Raw genomic sequence first — 22,671 nt, 5'->3', positions numbered from 1 at the left:
ACGTTTTTCACAGAGGAGGATTGCGATGAGAATAGGTATTTTGCAATGCGATGATGTCACCGAAGCACTGCAAGCTAAGCATGGTAATTATCCGATGATGTTTACTCGCCTGTTTGAGCATTTAGACACTGAATTAGCATTTTCTGTTTACCGAGTGATTGATGGCAACTACCCCAATTCAGTGGATGAATGCGATGCCTATATTACGACTGGGAGCCGTTATGGGGTCAACGATGATGAAGCCTGGGTGATCCAGTTTAAGCATTTCATTGCCAAACTCTATGCCTGTAAGAAAAAGCTCATTGGGATCTGTTTTGGTCATCAGATGATGGTCAAAGCGTTGGGAGGTGAGGTCATCAAATCTCCAAAAGGCTGGGGCGTAGGTGTGACTACGTCCATGATCACTCAGAGAAAATCTTGGATGGATGGTGCTGCTGAGGCGATATCTTTGGTGGTGAGTCATCAAGACCAAGTGAGTAAACTGCCTGAAGATACTGAAATTATTGCGGCCAGTGATTTCTGCCCTTTCTATATGATCCAGATAAACGACCACTTTCTTGGTGTTCAGGGACATCCTGAGTTTAGCAAGCGCTACTCAGAGGACCTAATGAATGCTCGCCGTGACCGAATCCCCCATCAAAGAGTTGAAATTGGCATCGAGTCACTGTCGCTGCCCGTTGACGATAAACTCGTGACTCGTTGGTTTGTGAACTTCTTATATTAAAAGGATGACCATCCTCAGTTTGATGGTCAACTCTAAGTCGATATGTTAGTTGTGTCCAAAAAAGCTCGCAGCCAGCCCTTATCAAAGAGCAACAGCGCAGGTGTAGAATAAATGTTCCAACCAATATCAAAACTAACTCGGTAAGGCTACCTTAGATTTATTCACAGCATTGCGACAGCTGGGTGATTGCTTGCCGCGATAATTCTTGCAACCCCAAAACTCCCCTTTAGCACCTTGTCTCAATACCATATCGCCACCACAAACATTGCAAAGCGGAGTGGTATGGCTGCAGTCATCATTAATGCAAACCTTGAAGCCAGTGAAACGTTTACGTGTCATCGCGCTACCACAGCGCTCACAGCCCTCCTCTTTGTGATCGCACAAAGGAAAGTGAGAGCATGAATAGAAGGATCTAAAGTTACCTGTTCTTGGCTTTAGGGTCCCCGTAGTACAACGAACGCATTTGATCTGTTCAAACAACTTTTGTACTAAAGACGTGCTGAACTCTGCTTGCGCTATTGGGTATCCGTCTTGAACCAGCTCAACCACAAACGGACTAACATCCGTCATGTCAGCCAATACATATACGCGCTGCTTTGCCCGGGTCAATGCCACATAAAAAAGTCGACGCTCCTCTGCATATTCAAATGCTTCCGACTTCGGCAAAAAGGCATCCAGTAATGCAGGAGTGACTTTCTTTGAGGGGAAACCATGCTTACCGGTTTTCATGCCGGTAATCACCACATAATCGGCCTCTTTACCTTTAGATGCATGAAAGGACTGACACTCAATGGTTAAACTTGGGTATTTGGCATTTAGCAGTCTCAGCTCATTTCGGTCAGGTAACTGAAACCAAAAACGGCCAAGTAAATACACCGTCGGCTTGCGCTTGAGCTCATTATCACCCAAGTTCACTCTTGTACTCAGCGCAGTTAATGCTTGTTCCAGTGCATTGGTGCTGGGGTTGTCCGTCGTCGGCTTGTCATTATCTCCACGCTGTATAAGTGACACGGCAGGTTGAGTGGCTTGAACAACCGATCGAATATCCTTTTTTAGCTGCGCCGGATTCTGAGTCACAAATTGGGTCGCGACCTCGCCAATACTGCTGTTAAATCTAAAGGTGAGATCGAGATAAGTTTCAGCCGTTGCGCCAAAATATTCAGTGAACTTAGTCGTTAAGCTCACATCCGCCCCGGTGAAACGATAAATGGCCTGCCAGTCATCACCGACACAAAATAGTGACGCCTTACTGTTGGAGTGAGGTGAGCTAGAGTCTCGTAACGCGCGCACTAGGCGAGCTCTTGGTTCTGAAATATCTTGGAACTCATCAACCAAAATATAACGCCATGGGCTAATGAATTGACCACTTTGAACATAAGAGATCGCCTTGCCAATCATGTCCTCAAAATCAATATCGCCACTGTCTGATAGATGTTGCTGATAACGACTCAAGATTGGCACTAGCAGCTCGAACGCCTTACGTGTCTGCTTGGGGTCCGCTGCGTTGTCGAATACCTTCTCGAGCCCGCGATCATCAACACAAGCCGCTTTATACAATCCAATAAGTTGGCTAAAGAGTTTTGCCAACTCAGTAACCCGTCCTAGCTCATGCAAAGTAGCAAGGATAGCGGCATCAGGTAACGGCGAATATTTAACTTTAAACGCCGTTAACGCCTGTTCTAGCTCGCCAATTAACAGCCCTTTTTTATGTTGGTAATAGAATAGCTCAATACAAGCAGTCTCATTGTTTGTATGAAGTTCGCGCTTCCACGCCATTGATTCAAGGTATGCCTTGTTATCAATGTAAGGTGCGGTATTGTCTGCTTCATCAACGCCATAATACTCAATATAAACGCCATACTCTGCCAGGTAAAAATCCGGTTGATATTGGCGAAAATCGATACTGCTGACATCATGTTCATACTTGGCTTCGTACTGATATTCGATACCGTTACAGAAGAGCCAATTAGCAATATAAAGTTCACCAAAACTCTTTACCCTCTCCGCTTTAAGCGTGCGAATATCGTTGTCATTAAGGTATTCAAAATATTCGCCTTCGGAGTCAAAATCGAAAGGGCTTTTCTCAACATAATAGAACTGACTGAAATACTCGAAAATCTGCTGACGATAGTCCTGATCTTCAAGCAGTGCAGCGAGTGTTTGTTGTACCCAGTTATCTTTGGCTTTTTCATCGTCCGCCCATGGCGACAAACTGGGCGCAGTTCCCTCCACTGCGGCGATGATCTTTAGCCCCAAACTGTGAAAAGTGCTCGCTTTAATCTCATCTGTAGCGAGCTTATCTTTAATGCGCTGATCCATTTCATCAGCGGCCTTCCGACCGTAAGCCAGCAATAAAATATCTGCAGCTTGCGCTTGGCCGCTGGCCAACAAATACCCTGAACGCCCAACCATCACACTCGTCTTACCCGTGCCAGCTCCCGCTAACAAAAGATTATTATCATCATCGACAATACAAGCCAGGCGCTGTTTATCAGTTAATGGATTAGATTCGACTTGATCAAAAAAGTCAGCATGCTGTTCTAGCTGTGATTGAATGTAGCCTTGTTGAACTTGCTTTATATTGGCCTTATCCCAGCGATAAAACCTCTGCAATTTATTCAATGCTGCCCGAGCCAGTGTCGATAGTTCAACAGACTCGCACCATGGAAACCAACGTTTATATTCACGTGCAATCCTAGGCTGCATTTTATCCAGTAACGACTGACGTAAGTAGCGATTAGCAATCGTCTTTTCAAGGCGTAATATTAATTCGTACAGTTGCTGTTCATGCGCTTGTGCCCACAGCAATTCAATTTGTTGTTTGAATTTTGATTTAGCAAAATAACTGATAAATGAAAGCTGATAGGCCTGCCCGTCGGCTTGAAAGCTCAATAGACTGCCTAAAAAACTCGAGCTAAAAACAGGCGGCGATGCTAGCTGTAACCAAGAAAAGTGTTCTACTGCTATCGGCTGTTTTGGTTGACGGTAGCGCGCTAAAAATTGACCTTGAGGGCGAGTAAACTCAATTCCCACCGCAGTGAGTTTAACCGCATGCGCTTGGCCTAAATAAAACTGACCAAACCAACTAAGGTTTATACTTTTTTCGATGTTTTGAGGTGACAAATTAAAACCTACAACTAAATGGCTTTATACCCGTTGCATTAAAAGTTTGACCATTCAACGGCAATTCAAAACCCTGTAGGAGATGGGCGATTGAAACTAATCGTTATTCTCGGCTCTGGCATTCTCGGTAATGGCTCCTAAATCTAACCCTAAGGAGGGTGAGAATGTCATATTTTGTATGCAACAAAATAACCATTTAGTCGGATACCGTCAGCCCACAACCAAACTTAAAGGGCTTTGCCATTTGCTGTAAACGTCGGCCGCACTTGTTAAGCGGCTCTGAATGGGTCAAATACTTAGTGCTATTGGTAATGCGCGTTAAGCAATTGATATGTTGGCGTTACTATATCTCAATTATTAGCGGCCTAGCATCATCTTTCTTGGCATAGAGAATATCAGTGTGCCGTCCTAAGTGGCGATAACTGTGAATAATGACTGTGCATAATGGCTGGCACTCAGCCACATGGATAACGGCTCTGCCTGAGGGTAATATAGGCTAGTTGTTTTATCCTTTAAAACTCAAGTTTTTCACTCCCTACAGACCTCTACTCTTTTGAGCCTAAGAACACCTTTTTGCTAACGCGCTTAACTGCAAGTTTGTAGCGTTTAAGTATTATATTTTCGGCAACCCAATACAGCCCAGATAAAGAGAGCAACAGGGTTAATAACGCAAACAGCCAACTAAACAGATTGTTAAAGCTGCCTTGGTTTAAGTAATCCATAAAATGCAGTTTGAACATTAGGTCTGCGATATCGGTTTGATCATTTTTATGACCTACCAACTCTCCATTAATGGCATTGATGTAGATCCGGGTCGATAAATCATCTTCCATGGCTATCTGCCACAGAGGATTACACTGTTTTGGCCAATCGTAGAATGGGGCTGACATCCGTTCAACGGTGCTAATGGTTCCAGGGCCCTGATAACTATCGCGCGCAAGCTGCGTCGCCCGAGGCTTATCAATGGTTAACGTCTTACCAGTGTACGCATCAATCAATGTTTGTTGTTGGCATTGATGTTTATAGCGCTGCACCTTTGCATCAAGCACATAAACAGGCTGCTCACCCAGCCTCAGCAAACGCAGCTTTTCAACTTGAGGATGTGCAGCAAGTAGCGGCGCGATATCTGCCAGCAGCTCCGACACAAATGGTGGCTGGAGTGGCTCTGTTTTATGGCTGTGGTTATACACCATGCCTTTAATCTCGTCATGGGGCGTTAAGTTGAAATATAGCCCGCTGATAAGCCATAGCAGTAGCTGAATACTGACCAAGGCACCGATCCAATAGTGAGCTACCTTAATCCAATGCGGCATTCGCTTGCGTTGCTGGCTCCTATTTTTAGTCTGGGTTGATTCAGGTAACATTACAGATACCTCCGTCTACGCTGCCAAATAAGAAACAGTCCCGCTATAACAGCAATAATGGCGACGATAGTCGTAATCAATAGCAATTGATTATCAATGGCCTCACCATCGTCATAGTCCATGATATGCCACTTCCAAAACAGATCGAATAAACGCCAGTAGTCATGCCTACGCGTAACGAGATCCCCCGTGCTTGCAGATAAGTACAAGGTCGTTGCTGCACTATCGTCAAAACCCATCTCCCAAACGGGTAGATGTCTTGCCGCTAATTCTGCTGGGGCGACATCCCGAAGCAGTGCCACCTTAATCAATCTTGCCTCACGCGAAATTGATTGCTGATGCTGAAAGCCTTTAGCAATTGTTCTGGCTTGTTGCTCTGTTATCTCAGCTAAAACCTCACCGCTATTAGAATCAAGTAACAGCGACTTTTCTTTTAGTTTAACCTGGTAATATTGGCCGATTACCATAACCTTTAAAGTGATGGTTTGAGCGTTAGGGTAGCGTTGGTATACAGCAGCCAAGGGGTATTTTATTTGGCTCGCATCGAGTTTTTTTCTGCTTTGTTCGCTAATATGATCACTGCGGATAAAGCCAAGATCCATTAATACAAAATAGCTGCCAGTCACCGACCAAATAACGATAGGCACGGCAAGTAATAGCATCAGCCATCGATGTAAAAAGTAAGCCGATGAAACTCGCTTGAGGGTTTTAGTTGGGCTAAAAATGATCGCTGACCTTTTGTTATTGTTATTGTTATTGTTATTGGCAAGCTCGTATTATTAAGCTATCGAGCAAGCATTAGCACCAAAACCCTAATGACTAACCCGCTAATGCTATAGAGCCTATTTCAGCGCAATAAATATCACATCCCATTAGCTCGCATGTTACGCGGTAAGCATTAAGGCTCTGATAATATGACCTCGATGACATGGCGCTGATGATGAGCCACATCGTTACCGAATAGATTATCAACTCCAGCAATGAACGCAATCACGTTATCCAATGAGTTTTCCAGTTAAGAGTTCAACTGCGCTCATATTCAATATAAAACAATCTTGCTACAGTTTGCTACACTGCAATTTCGTATAAATAAGAGCTGTCTGCATATGAAAATGAGTGCCCTATTATTGTTAATGGCCGCCAACGCCATGCCCGCTCTTGCTGCCCCCTATGCAGTCATGCCCGAAGCTGTCACTAATAACGCAGTCACACTGGTGAGCGACAGCACAGGTGATTACCTTTTAAGTTTTATGGGGCTAGGCGAGAAAAAAGATTACAGCGCTATTCATAACAAGGCTTGGGCGCTAAAACTCGACGAGCCAACAACGCAATGGCAAAGCCTGCCTTCAGTGCCTCATATTGAAAAAATCAGTGGTCGATTAGCCGCTATTGCGGTAGGCATTAAATCGAACGCCTACTTGTTTGGTGGTTTTACCGTATCAGCGGATCATGAAGAAGTGTCAACCGCTGACAACTACCGTTTCTCTATTAAAGATAACAGCTACACGCGTATTGCTGATATGCCAGTGGCGGTTGATGACACTGCGGCACTGGTCTATAAAGATCGCTATATATACTTGCTCAGTGGCTGGCACCAACATGGCAACGTCAACTTGGTGCAAGTCTACGACATAAAAAACAATACTTGGGCGCAAGCAAGCCCGTTACCCGTCCCCGCAGTCTTTGGGCAAGCAGCAGGAATTGTAGGTAATGAAATCGTTATGTGCGATGGGGTCACCGTTATACCTAGGCTTAATCAAGCTAGAACCTTTGAAGCGTCTCCTATTTGCCTTTACGGAAAAATAAAGGCTGACAATCACTTACGCATTGACTGGCAGTTATTGCCTCATTACTCGCAGAATGTCGTTAACGCGTTGCCAATTCCAGCTCCTATGGCGCATTACCGTATGGCTGCAGCAGGTGAACCACAATCTAAGCAAATTGTTTTCATGGGTGGCAGTAGTAACCCCTATAACTATGATGGCATCGGTTATAACGGCCAACCAAGCTCACCATCAGATTTGATGCATCGCTTTGACTTAACTTCACATCAATGGCACCCAGCTGAAATTTTAGACACTGCAACCATGGATCATCGCGGCCTTATTATCTATAAGCATCAAGCCATACTCATGGGTGGCATGCTCAGCCATCAAAGCGTCAGTAATCAAGTTATCATCATACCTCTAAAGTAAGATTTCCAGAGTAAAAGTGTGATTACCCGAGCATTTTACTCAAGTAATGATTGCGACGAGCATAAACTGCAAATAATATGCATGTTATATTATTTGCAGTTGTTGGAGTGCCATCATGTCTCAATCAAAAGAAGTTCTGCTAGCTACCCGTGTTGGAGAGTTAGTTGCAAACGATTTTCGTACCGCTCACATTTTCAGTCAATTTGGCATCGACTTCTGCTGTGGCGGCGGGATCTCACTTGAACGCGCAATAATTCGTTTTGATGCAGATGCTGAGGCCGTATTAAGCGCGCTGCAAAGCTTAGATTCAAATGTGGATACAGAGCAAGGACTGGCAAAGCTACCACTGCCAGATCTACTGACTTACATTGAAGCAACTCACCATAGCTATGTTAGAGAAAAGGCTCCGTTATTAGTTGAATACAGCCAAAAAATGGTCCGTGCTCATGGTGAGAAACACAGTGAGATTAAGCCACTAGCAGGTTGGATCACTGCATTAGTCGATGATTTGATGCCACATTTAATGAAAGAGGAGCAGATCTTGTTTCCGGCAATTCAAGGCCTGTACAACCAAGCACAAACGCAAACGTGTTTCGGCCATATCAGCAACCCGATTAATGCCATGCTGCATGAACATGATGATGCTCTGCAGGTATTCGACAAGATAAGCGAGCTTACAAATGGTTTTCAACCGCCAGCACACGCCTGTACCACATGGCGAGTTTGTTATGCGACCCTTGCGGAATTTGAAGCGGATTTAAAACAACATATTCACATCGAAAATACTATTTTGTTCCCGCAGGCAATTGCGCTAACAGCATAAAAATATTTTAAGCCAGCTTACTCGTTAAGCTGGCTTATCGATATGATCTAATTAATGAAGCACTTTAGTAATTGAATGTCAGAGAGTGTAATATGCGCTAACTGTTGATGCGCCTTGGCGCATTCCTTGACCCCAAAACCGGGATTGAGCCAGACCGCCTGACAACCTGCACGTCTTGCCCCTTCCACATCACTTTTGGCGCTATCGCCAATATGAAGAATACTGGCCAGTGGGGTACCCAACTTCTGAGCTGCATGAACAAACATGTCTTTTGCCGGCTTCTGCTTTAATCCATTACCCGGACTCAGCGCAAATTCAAATATGTCACCCAACCCTATACGTTGATAATCGACGTTACCATTACTTATGGCGATTAAACGATAGTGCTGTTTCAGCGACGTCAGTAATGCGATAACCTCTTTCGACACACTAAAGTTACTGCGATAAAACCTAAAGTGCTCTAACCCAGCTTTGGCACCTTTTTGAGCTTCTTCAGTCGAATAACCCAGGGCGGTTAACCCATGCTGCAGCAACATCAATCGCGCTAAACTGGTGTCGTGTTTAAGCGCTGGCTGCGCAGCCAATAAGCTCATTTTAAGCTGACGCCAGTCACTTAGCTGCCATTGGGTCGAACGAGGATAATGCTGTAATAAAAACTGTTGCATGGCTTTTTCAGCTTGAGCAATGATGGGTCGATTGTCGTAGAGACAATCGTCCAGATCAAAGCTAATCACGCTAAATGCTTGCGGTCGAATAGAGATATTCATTATTTGTTACCGCCCTTTTTCGCTCGCGGATGCGCGCCATCATACACCTTCGCTAAATGCTGAAAATCAAGACTGGTATAGACTTGCGTGGTCGATAAATTGGCGTGTCCAAGTAGTTCCTGTACTGCACGTAAATCAGCACTGGATTCGAGCATATGGGTCGCAAACGAGTGACGTAATTTGTGTGGATGTACCTTTATGCCCAGCGTCTGCTCTTGGCCCCACTTAGCTAGCCTTGCTTGAATACTGCGGTGAGCTAAGCGACGGCCCTTTGCCGTCACAAACAGAGCGCCATCCTCACAGGCAATAGCACGCCGAATATCAAGCCATTGTGTTATTGCATCTAATGCTAACTGACCAATTGGCACGATGCGCTCTTTACTGCCCTTGCCCAGCACTTTGACTTGCGCTTGTGAAAATTTAATATCAGCAACATCTAGTGCTGCAAGCTCTGCAAGCCGTAAACCAGAGGAGTAAAACAGCTCCATTATCGCCTTGTCTCGATAGCTTAATGGGTCATTGGCATCGATTTCGAGTAGATGGGTAACGGAATCAATATCCATATTTTTAGGCAAAGGTTTGCCTTGCTTCGGGGATCTAAGGTTAAGTGCGGGGTTAACCGAGATCTGTTGCTCTCTTAGCAAGAAATCGAAAAATTGTTTAATCGATGACAGCGTCAGGGACAAAGAGCGAGGACTTAGCCCCTGGCGGTGTAGTTTGGCAAGCATGGCTTGCAGTGATTCATGTTGTAAGTCTAGCCAGCTATCATTAACTGAAAACAATGTTTCAACTCGTTTCAGTTCAAACAAGTAATTTCTCACCGTGTAGGGTGACACTTGTCGTTCTGTTTTCAGGTAACGCTCAAAATCGATAAGCCAAGGTGACGTGCCCGAAGATACATTGTCAGCCATTAAAGCCTCTCTGTTAAATTTTAGACAACTGATGGTCCAATAACTGCTTGAGTTGAGAAAGTAATAGATGATCCATATCGGGATGGAAGTGCATAGGATCTGAACTTGCGATAGCAAATATCACTTGACCACACTCGTTAGACAAACGAGATAAAGCCACTGAGCCTACCTCAGAACCAAACAAGCGTTTCGACTCTTCAATGGTTAATCGACCAAAATAATAACCTGAATCTAAACGCTTTCTCCAAATATGAGACAAGGCACTGTCGATGTCATGCACGGTTATTAATCGAACGTGGCTAAATTGAAACTGCTCTTTTAAGCCGCTTGATAATACCTGACGCAACTCGCCCATATCTTCGCATTTTAGCATCTGCATCGACAGTGCACTGTTAAACATGTAGATCTGCTCATTACGTGACGCCATTGACAGTAGAGCAGTGATCTCCTCTTCAAGCTGCGCGACTCGCTGACGTAATGATTCTTGCTGACGTTCAACCAATGAAACGGCTCCTCGTTCAGCATGAGGAATACGCATCGCAATTAATAACTCAGGGTAACGGCTAAAAAAATCAGGGTTATCCAGCAGGTATTCTCGGATCAAGATCTCGTCAAACGGCGGTTGCTTCATGGTGTTATCTGTCATTGAGGAATTTGTCCATCATAAACGTGCTCTGCAGGCCCTGTCATCCATAACGGCTTACCTTCGCCATCCCAGTTGATCATTAATGTGCCACCAGGCAGATCAACACGTACATTTCTGTCTAGCTTACCTTGTAAAATACCCACCACCACCGCAGCACATGCGCCAGTACCACAGGCTAATGTTTCAGCCGCGCCGCGCTCATAAACGCGCAGTTTGATATAACCAGCGTTAACCACTTCCATAAAACCAACGTTAACCCCTTTAGGAAAACGCTCATGTTGGGTCAACTCGGCGCCAATAGTATCGACATCAGTATTTGCTACATCACCAACGTCAATCACACAATGCGGGTTACCCATCGATACAGCACCACAAAGGTAAGTCGCTGAGGACGCCATTAGCAAATAGGTCTTTTCCACTTTTTTTGCGCTAAAAGGTATTTTAGCCGGTTCAAGCACGGGCACGCCCATGTTAACCGTGACTTTACCGTCTCGTTCCAGTCTCAAGGTTATCTTGCCTGACGAGGTACTCACCCGAATTTTATGCTTTTGAGTTAAGCCTTTATTGCTCACGAATCGAGCAAAACAACGGGCGCCATTACCGCATTGCTCCACTTCACTGCCATCGGCATTAAAAATTCGATAATGAAAATCAAGATCCGGATCGTACGGGGGTTCAACCAATAACAATTGATCGAAGCCGATGCCAAAATTTCGGTCTGCTAGACGTCGGATCTGATCCGGTGAGAAGAACACATTTTGTGTGACTCCATCAACAACCATAAAGTCATTGCCTAAACCGTGCATCTTAGTGAATTGAATCAAGATGGACTTCCTTAAAGGTAACCGCAGCGGATGGTGTCCATCACGCTACATTCTATTGATCGAGTTTACGGTAGTAATTGCTCACCTTGCCACAATTGGGCAAGCTTTTCTCTTTCTCGGATCACGTACGCATTATCACCATCAACCATCAGTTCAGCCGCTCGTGGCCGTGAATTATAGTTCGACGCCATGGTAAAACCATATGCGCCTGAAGAACGAACGGCTAAATAGTCACCCGCTTGCACATTAAGCTGGCGATCTTTACCTAAAAAGTCGCCGGTTTCACACACAGGTCCCACCACATCGTAGCTTTGAGTTTCGCCGCCACGATCAATAGCCGGAATAATTTTTTGCCACGCGCTGTATAACGCCGGTCGAATTAAATCGTTCATGGCACCATCAACTAAGGCAAAGCGCTTTTCGCTGTTCTCTTTGAGGTATAGCACCTGAGTGACAAAAATACCGGCGTTGGCTGCAATCGCTCTGCCGGGTTCAAAAATAAGCTTAAGATCTCGCTCACCTAAACGCTCGAGTAATGCCGCGGCATAGACGTCGGGTTGTGGTGGTAACTCATCATCATAAGTGACACCAAGACCACCACCAACATCAAAATGCTTAATCTCGATCCCTAGAACCGCTAGGCGATCGATTAATGCCAACATGCGATCCATTGCATCTAAAAATGGTTTAATCTCAGTTAGTTGAGAACCGATATGGCAATCAACACCTTTAATGTCTAAGCCTGGTAATACTTTGGCACGTAGGAAAATAGTTTCAGCCTCTTCCATCGCAATACCAAACTTATTCTCTTTAAGCCCGGTAGAGATGTAAGGGTGCGTGCCCGCATCTACATCGGGATTGATCCGTAAAGATACTGGCGCTATCTTGCCCATTCGATGTGCAACGATACTTAATTGTTCCAGTTCAGCGGCAGACTCTACGTTAAAGCAGTAGATACCAATCTCTAACGCCATCTCCATCTCGGCGACCGTTTTACCGACGCCTGAGAACACCACTTTAGCGGGATCGCCACCGGCCTCAATCACTCGAGCAAGTTCGCCGCCTGAGACAATATCAAAACCGCTGCCCAAACGTGCAAGCACATTCAATACTGCAATATTTGAATTCGCTTTAACCGCATAACAGATAAGATGTGGATGATTAGCAACGGCATTATCAAAAGCATGCCAATGTCGCTCCAGCGTTGCTCGCGAATAGATGTAAAGAGGTGTGCCATGTTGCTTAGCTAACTCGGCCACCTGACATTGTTCGGCGTAAAGCTCTTCTGCTTGATATATAAAATGATCCACGTCTTTAGTCCTTCTTACTTTCTTCGCTTGGCTTAGGCTCTACGTCTGGCGACTTTTGATCCTGCTCTGCTTGATTAACATCTTGCGGCGGCGCTCTAAATAACGCACTTTTTTGCCCACAACCTAAAAGTACTAGGCTACCAAGCCCGAGCAACAAAAACAGCCTCATTTTTTTCAACATCGGTTGACCCTTTAGCGCAATGACCTAAGACAGGAGCAACCCATGTCAACGTCCTGCTGTGTGGCAAAAATAGTTATTCTTGATGTTTGCAGACAAGGCCATTATCAGTCAAGCCTATAACGCATTTATATCCGCTGTTTCTACAGTTATTTAGTCCCCAGTAATCTATGTTTTACTAAGATAAACAGCTAAAAGATAGCCACGTGATGGGTTAATAGGCACTAGCCGTTTATTTATCGATATTTTACGCTATCAAACACGCGCAACAACTCAGACAAACAAGATAATTAAACGGATAATAAACAGAAGCTTAAGTATTTAAAGTTAAGTCTAAACACATCAGAACTCAATAACCCCAAAATTAATGTGATTGGTAATCGCAGATTGGATTGGTAGTATTAGCTCCATTAACTGCAATCTTAAAAATCTGAGGAATAATTAGCATGGCTATAACAGATTTCGAATTTCATCAACTTGCCGATGAAATGTTTCAAGCAATTGATAATGCGTTAGAGGTTCTTATTGACGAGCAAGATGCTGACGTCGATGTCGATGGTTCTGGTAATGTCTTACAATTAGAATTTAACGGCAACTCTAAGATAGTGATCAACAAGCAAGAGCCAATGCATGAGATTTGGTTAGCAACGCAGTTTGGTGGTTATCATTTTGCCTATATTGAAGGTAAGTGGTTAGATCAGCGTAACGACACTGAATTCATGCCATTTGTTATCGAGTCTATTTTCAAGCAAAGTGGGCTAAAGCTAGATATCTAGTGTTTATTAAGGAGGAGGAAACTCCTCTTTTTATAACACCTCCTCCCAAACTTAAAACTCTACCTCGTAAGCCTCCTTTGAAACACCAAAAGGCAACGCAATAAGCTGACCTTTGACGCGTTCCAATTTAAAAAATTGTGGCATATTAAACTGCTCTTTCTCTAAAACTGAATCATTAAATGCGTGATGATGACTCACCTGGCTCACTAATCCTTCAACGTCAGCACCCTCTTGAACATAATGATTTAACGCATTATTCTCATCTAAAATAAACACATCGAGCCCTTCTACACGTTGGCGTAAAAAGTACTGAACCGCCCCTTTTGCGGCATAGTCTTGAATAACCGAGGGGAGCTTTGAAAAAGGTTCATTGCCGAGTTCTGGGCGCGGTATTTCAACCAGTTTTCTTTTTGAAAGCTGCTGATAAAAGGACTTTGCATCGCTTAGGTTTTCGAAATGCATACCGCGATTATTAAAGAAGATACCATAGCGGATGGAACCCACTTTGAGTGGATAAACCAAGGTAGATGAATCTTGAGCTTGATCCGTTAAGCGAACCGCTCTATCTAGCAGATTTTTAACACTGCGTTCAGTTTGCGAACGAAGCTTACTTGAGCAGCTAATAACCTCAATGCACACCTCGTGCGTCGCCCTTCTCATTCCGGGAGTCACAGAAGCCAGCGCTTCTAAAATCGCTTTCTCGCCTTCAAAATGATTACAATGCCACTCTCCCCAACTATTTAAGCTAATAACATCAATAGACCCCAGCATATTGGTTTTATGCTTGCCCATTGAAAAAACATTACTATTCAAATAATCAGCCATTATCTCTTGCCCAAGCCACTGCTCTGTTGGATCACTATTAAAGTTGAGCAGAAATACCAATTTCTTAAAATGCCAAGGCTGACAAAGCGCCATTTTTGATACTTTCATTGAAGCAAGATCGATCAAACCATCAAGACGCTTGGCCGCTCGAGTTAAAAATTCAGCTCTGCGCTTGCTCTTCTTAACTTCATACCAGCGAGTGCTTTGCACTGAAATACCATTGAGTGACGCCCACACCAACAACTTAGCTTTGCTCTTCGAATGATAAACAGCACTGTGTTGCAGAAATTGTTTGGGATTGGGTGCACATCGATATAGATAGTAATTTTTGTCCTGTTCACTATAGATAATCGAAAGATGCTCTTCTGTAATTGAGCGGCTCCAGAGTTGATTAAGCGTCATAATTTGATGCTCATCTTCACTAAAGTAGGTATGTAACTTACGGGTCAACAGACCTAATTCTGAAATCCTCAAGCTCTCACTCAAGCGATGTGCAGAAGCAAAGTGCAACAGCGTTTGATAACTCCCCAGCATTAGCTCATTAAGTTGCTCATTAAACCACTGCAACTGGCCACAATGCCAATGCTCACAATTATCGAGTGTTTCAACTAAGCTTGGTGCCCAGCCCCAGTTTTCAACCAGTTGATGTATTTTGTAATAACGCCAATCTTTTGCTTGTTCAGATAAACTGAGCCTCACACCGCATTTAAGGTAAAAGCAACGACGAGTGATCTCAAGTCTTCTCGCATCACCCAACTTTAGTAAATAAGTTTCAATAGACTCGTACAATAGATAATAAGCATCGTTTCCTGCAGAGAAATCGCCCTCTAGAGTGCGCTTCCAAATACGGTCACTCACCAAACGAGTATGGGGGTATTCACTCGCGTAAGCTTCTAAAAGTAGAACCTTTAGCAACGCCTTATGCGGTTTTTCTACTCCCTTGTATAGCTGCCACAATGATGCGCCAAAATATTCGCTAGCAGGTAATGCCCGAGCATCACCAAGCGATAGTAAATGGGCTCTTTTTTTAGCTTGTGGCCACCACGCAATCACCTTTCCGGCCAATGTAAAATGACTACGGTAAAACTCTTCAAGCAACAGCCAATGCTGCGCACTACCGCTATGCTCATGGCCCATACTGCTGTACAGATCTTTTTGACCATCTTGGGCCATAACGAATTGTTGAGGATGCACCAAATAAATATTCACTTCGAAATCAAATTGCGCAAACCACTGGGTTAACAAACTCGCTTTCTGCGCTAATAACTCACATTGGTTCTGACTCATCGACTTATTGTGGATCAGCCAAACATCGATATCACTTTGAGAATTTTGCCCAAAGCTAGCCGTGCTCCCCATACTATAAACACCCTCTATAAGCGGGTTAGGCTTAATGGCATTGGGCGGCACGGTAATATCGAGAGTGTCACAAGCTTCAAAATCTTCCGCATTTAAATGGAAATCAAAAATCCCATTGGGCGTAAGCGGTCCATTATAACCGGGGAGTTTATCTGAATGATGGTGTAATAAAACGGGGATTAGGCGTAGCAAATACCGTTTAAGTGGCGACAATAACGCACTCGCTCTCGCATATCGAATACAATCCAATCTTTCAGCTGCACATTCGAGCATATCGAGCTTTTCTGCCAAACTGAGTCCACTCCTTAATATAAATTGCTATGTCTAATGTATACGTCAAAATGTTCAACGGCAAGCGAGCGTGACCAAGATCACACTTCTTAACAGGATATAACGGGGTGTACTTCAAAGAATTAGCAGCATAACGTTACATCTGCTTTCGGGCAATGTTAGCATTGGTGCAACTAAGATCTAAGATGGAATATTCTGCATGTCTCAAAATGTAATCCGTATCGCAACACGTAAGAGCCCTCTTGCCATGTGGCAAGCTGAATTTGTGAAAGCTGAACTGGAAAGAATCCATCAAGGCCTCACTGTTGAATTGCTGCCAATGAGCACTAAAGGTGACATCATCTTAGATACGCCTCTTGCTAAAGTGGGTGGTAAAGGCTTGTTCGTGAAAGAACTTGAAGTGGCCATACTAGAAGACAGAGCCGATATTGCCGTTCATTCAATGAAAGACGTTCCTGTCGACTTTCCTGAAGGCTTAGGTCTTGAAGTCATTTGTGAGCGTGAAGATCCCCGTGACGCATTTGTTTCAAATGACTTTAAGAGCATTAATGAACTGCCTCAAGGTGCGGTTGTTGGTACTTCTAGTTTGCGTCGTCAATGCCAAATTCGTGCAGCACGTCCAGATCTGCAAATCAAAGATCTACGTGGTAACGTTGGTACGCGTTTAGCAAAGTTAGATGCGGGTAACTATGATGCTATTATCCTTGCAGCAGCAGGCCTTAAGCGTTTAAAGCTTGAAAGTAGAATTACCAGCTTTATCTCTGCTGAAGACTCATTACCTGCCAATGGCCAAGGCGCCGTCGGTATTGAATGTCGTACCGCTGATACTCGCGTAAAAGCACTACTAGCCCCACTTGAGCATTTAGAAACTCGCCTTCGCGTTACTGCTGAACGCGCAATGAATACTCGCCTTGAAGGTGGTTGCCAAGTTCCCATTGGTGCTTATGCAGAACTTGACGGCGACACATTAAACCTTCGTGGTCTAGTGGGTAACCCAGATGGTAGCCAAATTATCGAAGCGGCTTCATCTGGCCACAAAGACGACGCCGAAAAGCTAGGTATAGCACTTGCTGAAGAGTTGCTAGCCAAAGGCGCTAAAACGATTCTTGATGCTGTATATGCAAAAGCGTAAATCGTATTGATGAAAGTACTACTGACACGCCCTCAAGGGCGTAATCAGTTAATGGAAGAGGCGTTATCGTTAAGAAACGTCTCTTACCTTACGACGCCTTTATTACACGTAAAACCCACTTCAAACCTCGAAACTCAACAGATAGACAGCGTGTTACAACAAGCTGATATCTTCATCTTCATTAGTACTAATGCTGTCAAATTCGCATCAACTGCAATTGCTGATAAATGGCCATCATCAGCACAATACTTTGCCGTTGGCGAAGCCACCTATTTAGCCTTAAAAGCACTTGGCATTAACGCCGAAAAAGCCCCTGTTGATTGCCAGCAAACGGAAGGGTTACTCAGTTTAGCAAAATTAAAACATGTGGATGATAAGAATATCGTCATTGTTCGTGGCGTGGGTGGCCGAGAAGATTTAGCACTTGAACTTTGCCAACGAAAAGCTAATTTGAGTTACTGGGAAGTCTATCAAAGAGGCTGTCCGGAGTTAGATATTTCCAATATTTGCCAACAATGGCAAACCTTCGGTATAGACACTATCATCATAACCAGTGGCGATATTCTCGATAACCTCGTCAAAACTGTTCCAAATGAACTATTTGCATGGCTGCAAACTTGTCATATTATAGTCCCAAGCTCCCGAGTATATGACAAAGCTATCGCATACGGCTTAAGTACCGTAACCAATGCTAAAGCCGCTAATACTAATGCCATGCTGACTACGCTATCTTTATAGCCTGTCACACTAACATTAGTAATGTACTCGTTTTACTGCAGCATCATCGCTTTCAAGGACTGTTTAATGGAAAACAAGCACACTGACGTCAGCTCTAGCGAGCCAAGGCCTGAAACAACCATTGCGGCGCAACCAGCTATCGACGCTCAGTCAGAACCACAAACCAGTACCTCACAGCATGCTGTCAACGACACGCCGACTGAATCTAATCAATCAGCTCCTTGGGGGATTATTATTACCCTCTTTATTCTGCTGATGGTCACTTTTGCAGCAGCGGCAGGCGGGTATTATCTTTATCAACAGCTCGAAGCTCAAAAAGCACAGTCGCTGGCTTTAGAGCAAAAAATACAAGCTGAGCTTGTTAAGCCAAATCAACGGATCGCCTTTTTAGAACAGCAACAAAGCCAGTTCAAATCTAATGTAGATTTAGCCCTTTCAACCGCTCAAACCGAGCAAGAACAGTTGCAAGAACGCGTATCGATTATTGCTCAACGTAACCCCAATCACTGGCGAGCAGAAGAAGCTAAATACCTCGTCAGACTTGCTGGGCAGAAGTTATGGCTGGAGCAAGATCCAAGCACAGCAACGAGCTTATTGAAGGCGGCGGATGAACGTATTAAGTCAATGCGCGATCCCTCTTTAATGCCATTAAGAAAGGCATTAGCAAATGATATAGCAGCAACAGCATCGATAAAAAACACTGATATAGCAGGCACGGTATTAACCCTAGATACGCTTATTGAAGGACTAGAAACCTTACCGCTAAATCGCGCTGAGACGCATTTTTCAGCAGAAGAACTAAAAGACACCGAGGTAAGTACCTCACTGGATGACTGGCAATCAAATCTAGCCAAATCTTGGCAAGCACTCATCGATGACTTTGTCATTATTAGAAAGCGAACCACTGATGCTGCACCACTATTAGAGCCTGATCAACAGTGGTATCTAGTTGAAAATACACGTAACAAGTTACTACAAGCTCAACTCGCGCTTTACAGACAAGATCAAGTCAATTACCGCAATTCGGTTAAATTGGCTAGAAAGTGGGTTTATCAATATTTTGACCTAGAAGATCAACATGTCATCGACGCGTTAGCCACACTCGACGCACTGGAAACCTTAAAGATTCAAACGGCGTCAATTGAGCGTTTTGATTCATCTAACTTACTAAATCAATTGGTGACATACGGTGACTTGATGACTGAGGAGACACAATAATGGTTCGTGCTCTCGTCTATCTTGGCATTATTTTACTTGGATTATGTGTAAGCCCTTTCCTCGCAGGCAATAAAGGATACCTTTATATTGCCCTTGGAGACTACCAAGCTGAAACCAGTATTGTATTTGCTTTTATCGCACTCATTATATTTTACAGCCTGCTACAAGTGGTCGAATTTGTTGTTGTGTGGGTACTTAACCTCATTCTTGGCAGTCGCCTTTTACCTGAAAAGTGGCGTAAAAAGGCGGCAAGAAAACATACCCTGATGGGCGCACTAGCCTTAGCAGAAGAAGATTGGCCAGCCGCAGAAAAAGCCATGGTTAAAGGCGCCGAAAAAGGTGAGATACCCGCGCTAAATCTACTTGCTGCAGCCCGTGCTGCTCAGCATCAAAATAACATTAGTGCTCGTGATGAATATTTAGCAAAAGCGGAGCTGGAACCGTTAGCGGTCAAAGCTGTAAGTACTACTCGTACCCGTTATTTATTACAACAAGGTGAGCTCGATTTAGCCCGAGAGGAGCTAGAAAAATTAAATCCGACCAGTAAGAGTAAAGTCCCTGTTTTAAAACTGGCTGTAGATCTATACCAAGCACAACAAGACTGGCAGGCACTTAAGTTAATCTTACCTATTGTCAGTAAAAAGCAGATCCTCACTGAAGAAGCCTTTAATACGCTCTCGCTCGAGACCAATATTTCCTTACTGCAAAGCGCTTCGAAAACCAATGAGCAAGAATTAGAAAAATGCTGGCATTGGTTATCTCGTGGCGAAAGAAAGCAAGCAGACTATATTGCAGAATACGCCATTGGATTAAGCCATTTTGACCAAAAAGAACAAGCGATAAAGTTGCTGCAAAAGCAACTAAAAGCAGCGCCTTCAAAGCCTATCTTCGAAGCATTATCACAAGTGCTTTTGCCAGCAGATGTTGAAGCTAAAAAGCAGCTACTAACGCTTGAGTCTCACTTTGAAGACAATGTTGATTATCAAATCTGTTTAGCTAAGCTCTATCAGCAAAATCACGACTACCACAATGCTAAAATATGGTGGCAAAAAGCATGCTACCTGCAAGATGATATAACTAACTTGTATGCTCTCGCCGATGCTCAAGAGCATCAAGGCGAACTTAACAGAGCACTACAAACTCGACGTAACGCTGCAAAAATGTAGCTACCGCTTATATTAATTTTGAATATAAAAGCCACTTTTTAGTGGCTTTTTCTATTTCCAACACTCCTACTATCATCCTATTTATAGCTAGCTAGTTGATAAAGTTAATTTTTAAAAATGGGTATCAAACTCAGTAAACATATCGCTTACTCATCTTGACTTTAGCCCATTTGACAACGCTTCAATGACGTACGAAATTTGTACTGTCAGTACACTAATTCTAAATGACTAAGTACTGACTTATTCTTCATTTATCTCACGGATGAGACAGTAGAGTAGATCACTATGGGTACATATATTTCAAAGCAGGATGCCACCATTGTTGAACTTTCTGGCGTAGTTAACAGCCAAAATAATCAAGGTGAGACGTCCCCACTAAAAGTGGGTGATACCTTACGCCAAAATACTAAGTTTAATGTCGCCGTCGATGCAACATTTAAACTTCAATACAGCGATGGTACTACCGCCACACAAGCTGACTTCAAAGACAGTAACGAAGTGGTGAGTTCAGGATTTGAAGCGACGGATACCATTACAGAAGCAATTGATCCTGAAATTGCAGCGTTACAGGCACAAATTTTAAGCGGTGAAGATCCAACTCTAAACCTACCCGATACTGCTGCAGGCGAAGCAAGCCCAACAGCAAATGAAGGTGGAGGGTTCGTATCAGTAAGCCGTTCAGGTGACGAAACTATTGCAGGTGCAGGACATAACACTGACGGTTTTGAACAGGTACAAACCACTCGAATAGAGGAGTTGCCAAACTTCTTAGAGCAGTTTTCTCTGCCTACAATTGCAACTAGTTCGGTGATGCTTTACGAGAAAAACCTCTCTGATGGCTCAGATCCGCAAATGGCATCACTATCACAAGCTGAAAGCGTTTCTGTCACGGTGCAAGCTGGAATAAACGCATTAACCATTAACGGTGTCCAAGTATTTGTCGATGGTAATTTTATTGGCCCCGTCACTATCCCCAGTGAACACGGCTCACTTGTCATTTCTAGCTATGATCCAATTAATTCAATCCTCACCTACAGCTACACACTTAATAGTGCATTAGACCATAGTGAATCAGATATTTTATCAGAACTATTCTTAGTACAATTAACAGATAATCAAGGGGATATAACAACAGCAATCGTCACTGCCAGTATTGTTGATGATGCTCCATCGGGTCTTGACGATGTAAATGCCATCAATGAAGACAATCTTGAAGGCGTTTTAGGTAATGTTTTAGCTAACGACACCTTAGGAGCTGACCTAGCGGAGGTGACACAAGTATCCACCGCGACAGGTTCAATAGATTTAACTACTGAAAACTTAATTGCAGGAAACTATGGATCATTAACCATTGCTGCTGATGGCAGCTATACCTACACCCTCAATGAGCAATCCACCGATATACAGGCTCTCGCGTTGGGTGATCAAGTATTTGAATCGTTTGACTACCTTCTGGTAGATGCCGACGGTGATCAGGTTTCTCTCACCTTAATCATTACTATTACCGGAGAAAATGACGCACCAGAAGTGACCTCCTCATTGGAAGATGCCATGGGTAACGTGATTGAAGCGGGAGTTTTAGTCGGTGGCAATATTGAGACAGCCGGTCAAGCCCAAACAAGCGGAACGTTAACGGCGATGGATGTTGATGATGGCGCCGTGCTTACATGGAGTTTGGATAGCCCTGCTCAGACCCCATACGGACTATTCACTCTCGATGAAGACACCGGGGTCTGGTCTTTTACACTGAGTAATGAACTAGCTGATAGCTTAGCCTTTGGCGATATCGTTACCGAATCTTTTAATATAACAGTAACAGATGAATACGGATTGTCGGCTAGCCAACAGGTCACAGTGACCGTCACGGGTACCAATGATATTCCGTTGATCACTTCCACCATTGCCGACGCCACAGGCGAAGTCTTAGAAGCCGGCGTAATAGATGGCGGTAATGATCCAGAGCCTGGCAACCCCACCACCGGCGGCGCTCTAGCCGCCAGTGATGTGGATAACGGCGCCAGTTGGAGCTGGAGTTTTGTCCCTCAAGTCAATGACTACGGTAGCTTTAGCGTTAATGCCACCACCGGCGTCTGGAGCTACACCTTAGCCAACAACGTCTTGGTCGATGCCCTCGCCTCGGGTGAAACCCACGACGAGACCTTCTTAGTCACCGTCACCGATGAGTTTGGTGCATTCAGCACTCAAATTGTCACCGTGACTGTCACCGGTACCAACGATATTCCGCTCATTACCTCAACCATTGAAGATGCGACTGGGGAAGTACTCGAAGCCGGCGTCATG

19 protein-coding genes are annotated in these 22,671 nt (G+C 44.1%); 9 read left to right on the top strand and 10 right to left on the bottom strand.

The genetic code is table 11. From position 1 onward, the window contains the following. Window positions 1-25: 25 nt before the first annotated feature. Window positions 26-724 carry a glutamine amidotransferase-related protein gene (locus L2729_RS03570; protein WP_248987018.1) on the top strand — a complete coding sequence of 233 codons (699 nt, stop codon included), beginning with the start codon at window positions 26-28 and terminating at the stop codon, window positions 722-724. A 132-nt stretch (window positions 725-856) separates the two neighbouring features. Here L2729_RS03570 and L2729_RS03565 read toward each other — a convergent pair whose 3' ends face one another. From L2729_RS03565 to L2729_RS03555, 3 genes are all read right to left on the bottom strand, one after another. Then, complete coding sequence (locus L2729_RS03565) at window positions 857-3,847, bottom strand: UvrD-helicase domain-containing protein (RefSeq protein ID WP_248987017.1); 2,991 nt, start codon at window positions 3,845-3,847, stop codon at window positions 857-859. Between the two features lie 545 nt (window positions 3,848-4,392). Beyond that, window positions 4,393-5,211: a PepSY domain-containing protein gene (locus L2729_RS03560; RefSeq protein ID WP_248987016.1), complete on the bottom strand. Its 819-nt coding sequence runs from the start codon at window positions 5,209-5,211 to the stop codon at window positions 4,393-4,395. Beyond that, window positions 5,211-5,873 (bottom strand): peptidase, encoded by a 663-nt coding sequence (locus L2729_RS03555; RefSeq protein WP_248987015.1) that lies wholly within the window; start codon window positions 5,871-5,873, stop codon window positions 5,211-5,213. The genes L2729_RS03560 and L2729_RS03555 overlap by 1 nt, the downstream gene beginning before the upstream one ends. A gap of 444 nt (window positions 5,874-6,317) precedes the next feature. Here L2729_RS03555 and L2729_RS03550 point away from each other — a divergent pair, with 444 nt between their 5' ends. Both L2729_RS03550 and ric read left to right on the top strand, forming a co-directional pair. Next, on the top strand, window positions 6,318-7,406 hold the full coding sequence (locus L2729_RS03550; RefSeq protein ID WP_248987014.1) for a Kelch repeat-containing protein: 1,089 nt from the start codon (window positions 6,318-6,320) through the stop codon (window positions 7,404-7,406). Between the two features lie 115 nt (window positions 7,407-7,521). Continuing rightward, a complete protein-coding gene (gene ric / locus L2729_RS03545; protein ID WP_248987013.1) occupies window positions 7,522-8,229 on the top strand; it encodes an iron-sulfur cluster repair di-iron protein in 708 nt (235 codons plus the stop codon). A gap of 47 nt (window positions 8,230-8,276) precedes the next feature. Here ric and L2729_RS03540 read toward each other — a convergent pair whose 3' ends face one another. From L2729_RS03540 to L2729_RS03515, 6 genes are all read right to left on the bottom strand, one after another. After that, window positions 8,277-8,996 (bottom strand): HAD-IA family hydrolase, encoded by a 720-nt coding sequence (locus tag L2729_RS03540; RefSeq protein WP_248987012.1) that lies wholly within the window; start codon window positions 8,994-8,996, stop codon window positions 8,277-8,279. Continuing rightward, entirely contained in the window at window positions 8,996-9,907 is a 912-nt protein-coding gene (xerC, locus tag L2729_RS03535) for a tyrosine recombinase XerC (RefSeq protein ID WP_248987011.1), read from the bottom strand. Before xerC ends, L2729_RS03540 begins: the two co-directional genes overlap by 1 nt. Window positions 9,908-9,920: 13 nt before the next feature. Next, window positions 9,921-10,553 (bottom strand): DUF484 family protein, encoded by a 633-nt coding sequence (locus L2729_RS03530; protein ID WP_101089769.1) that lies wholly within the window; start codon window positions 10,551-10,553, stop codon window positions 9,921-9,923. Then, window positions 10,550-11,377 (bottom strand): diaminopimelate epimerase, encoded by an 828-nt coding sequence (gene dapF, locus L2729_RS03525; protein WP_248987010.1) that lies wholly within the window; start codon window positions 11,375-11,377, stop codon window positions 10,550-10,552. Before dapF ends, L2729_RS03530 begins: the two co-directional genes overlap by 4 nt. A gap of 65 nt (window positions 11,378-11,442) precedes the next feature. Beyond that, window positions 11,443-12,687 carry a diaminopimelate decarboxylase gene (gene lysA, locus L2729_RS03520; protein WP_248987009.1) on the bottom strand — a complete coding sequence of 415 codons (1,245 nt, stop codon included), beginning with the start codon at window positions 12,685-12,687 and terminating at the stop codon, window positions 11,443-11,445. Window positions 12,688-12,691: 4 nt separating this feature from the next. Then, on the bottom strand, window positions 12,692-12,868 hold the full coding sequence (locus L2729_RS03515; RefSeq protein WP_248987008.1) for a hypothetical protein: 177 nt from the start codon (window positions 12,866-12,868) through the stop codon (window positions 12,692-12,694). Between the two features lie 443 nt (window positions 12,869-13,311). Between L2729_RS03515 and cyaY the strand changes: the two genes are divergently transcribed. After that, window positions 13,312-13,641, top strand: a complete 330-nt coding sequence (gene cyaY, locus L2729_RS03510; protein WP_101089766.1) for an iron donor protein CyaY — start codon at window positions 13,312-13,314, stop codon at window positions 13,639-13,641. A 51-nt stretch (window positions 13,642-13,692) separates the two neighbouring features. Here cyaY and L2729_RS03505 read toward each other — a convergent pair whose 3' ends face one another. After that, the gene (locus L2729_RS03505) at window positions 13,693-16,098 is read right to left on the bottom strand and encodes a class I adenylate cyclase (protein WP_248987252.1); all 2,406 of its coding nucleotides are present in this window, start codon (window positions 16,096-16,098) and stop codon (window positions 13,693-13,695) included. Window positions 16,099-16,315: 217 nt separating this feature from the next. Between L2729_RS03505 and hemC the strand changes: the two genes are divergently transcribed. The 5 genes from hemC to L2729_RS03480 all read left to right on the top strand — a co-directional run. Then, the gene (gene hemC, locus L2729_RS03500; RefSeq protein WP_248987007.1) at window positions 16,316-17,248 is read left to right on the top strand and encodes a hydroxymethylbilane synthase; all 933 of its coding nucleotides are present in this window, start codon (window positions 16,316-16,318) and stop codon (window positions 17,246-17,248) included. A 9-nt stretch (window positions 17,249-17,257) separates the two neighbouring features. Further along, window positions 17,258-17,986, top strand: coding sequence for a uroporphyrinogen-III synthase (locus tag L2729_RS03495; RefSeq protein WP_248987251.1), 729 nt, complete (start codon window positions 17,258-17,260; stop codon window positions 17,984-17,986). 66 nt (window positions 17,987-18,052) lie between these two features. After that, window positions 18,053-19,204 (top strand): uroporphyrinogen-III C-methyltransferase, encoded by a 1,152-nt coding sequence (locus L2729_RS03490; protein ID WP_248987006.1) that lies wholly within the window; start codon window positions 18,053-18,055, stop codon window positions 19,202-19,204. Beyond that, window positions 19,204-20,370 carry a heme biosynthesis HemY N-terminal domain-containing protein gene (locus L2729_RS03485; RefSeq protein ID WP_248987005.1) on the top strand — a complete coding sequence of 389 codons (1,167 nt, stop codon included), beginning with the start codon at window positions 19,204-19,206 and terminating at the stop codon, window positions 20,368-20,370. The genes L2729_RS03490 and L2729_RS03485 overlap by 1 nt, the downstream gene beginning before the upstream one ends. Before the next feature lie 285 nt (window positions 20,371-20,655). Beyond that, window positions 20,656-22,671: retention module-containing protein (locus tag L2729_RS03480; protein WP_248987004.1), on the top strand; the 2,016-nt coding region annotated here is incomplete at its 3' end.

It is taken from the genome of Shewanella gelidimarina (assembly GCF_023283945.1).
GTDB classification, from domain to species: Bacteria; Pseudomonadota; Gammaproteobacteria; order Enterobacterales; family Shewanellaceae; genus Shewanella; species Shewanella gelidimarina.
Note: the sequence above shows the minus strand (reverse complement) of the source record. Positions and strands in the feature narration are given on the sequence as shown.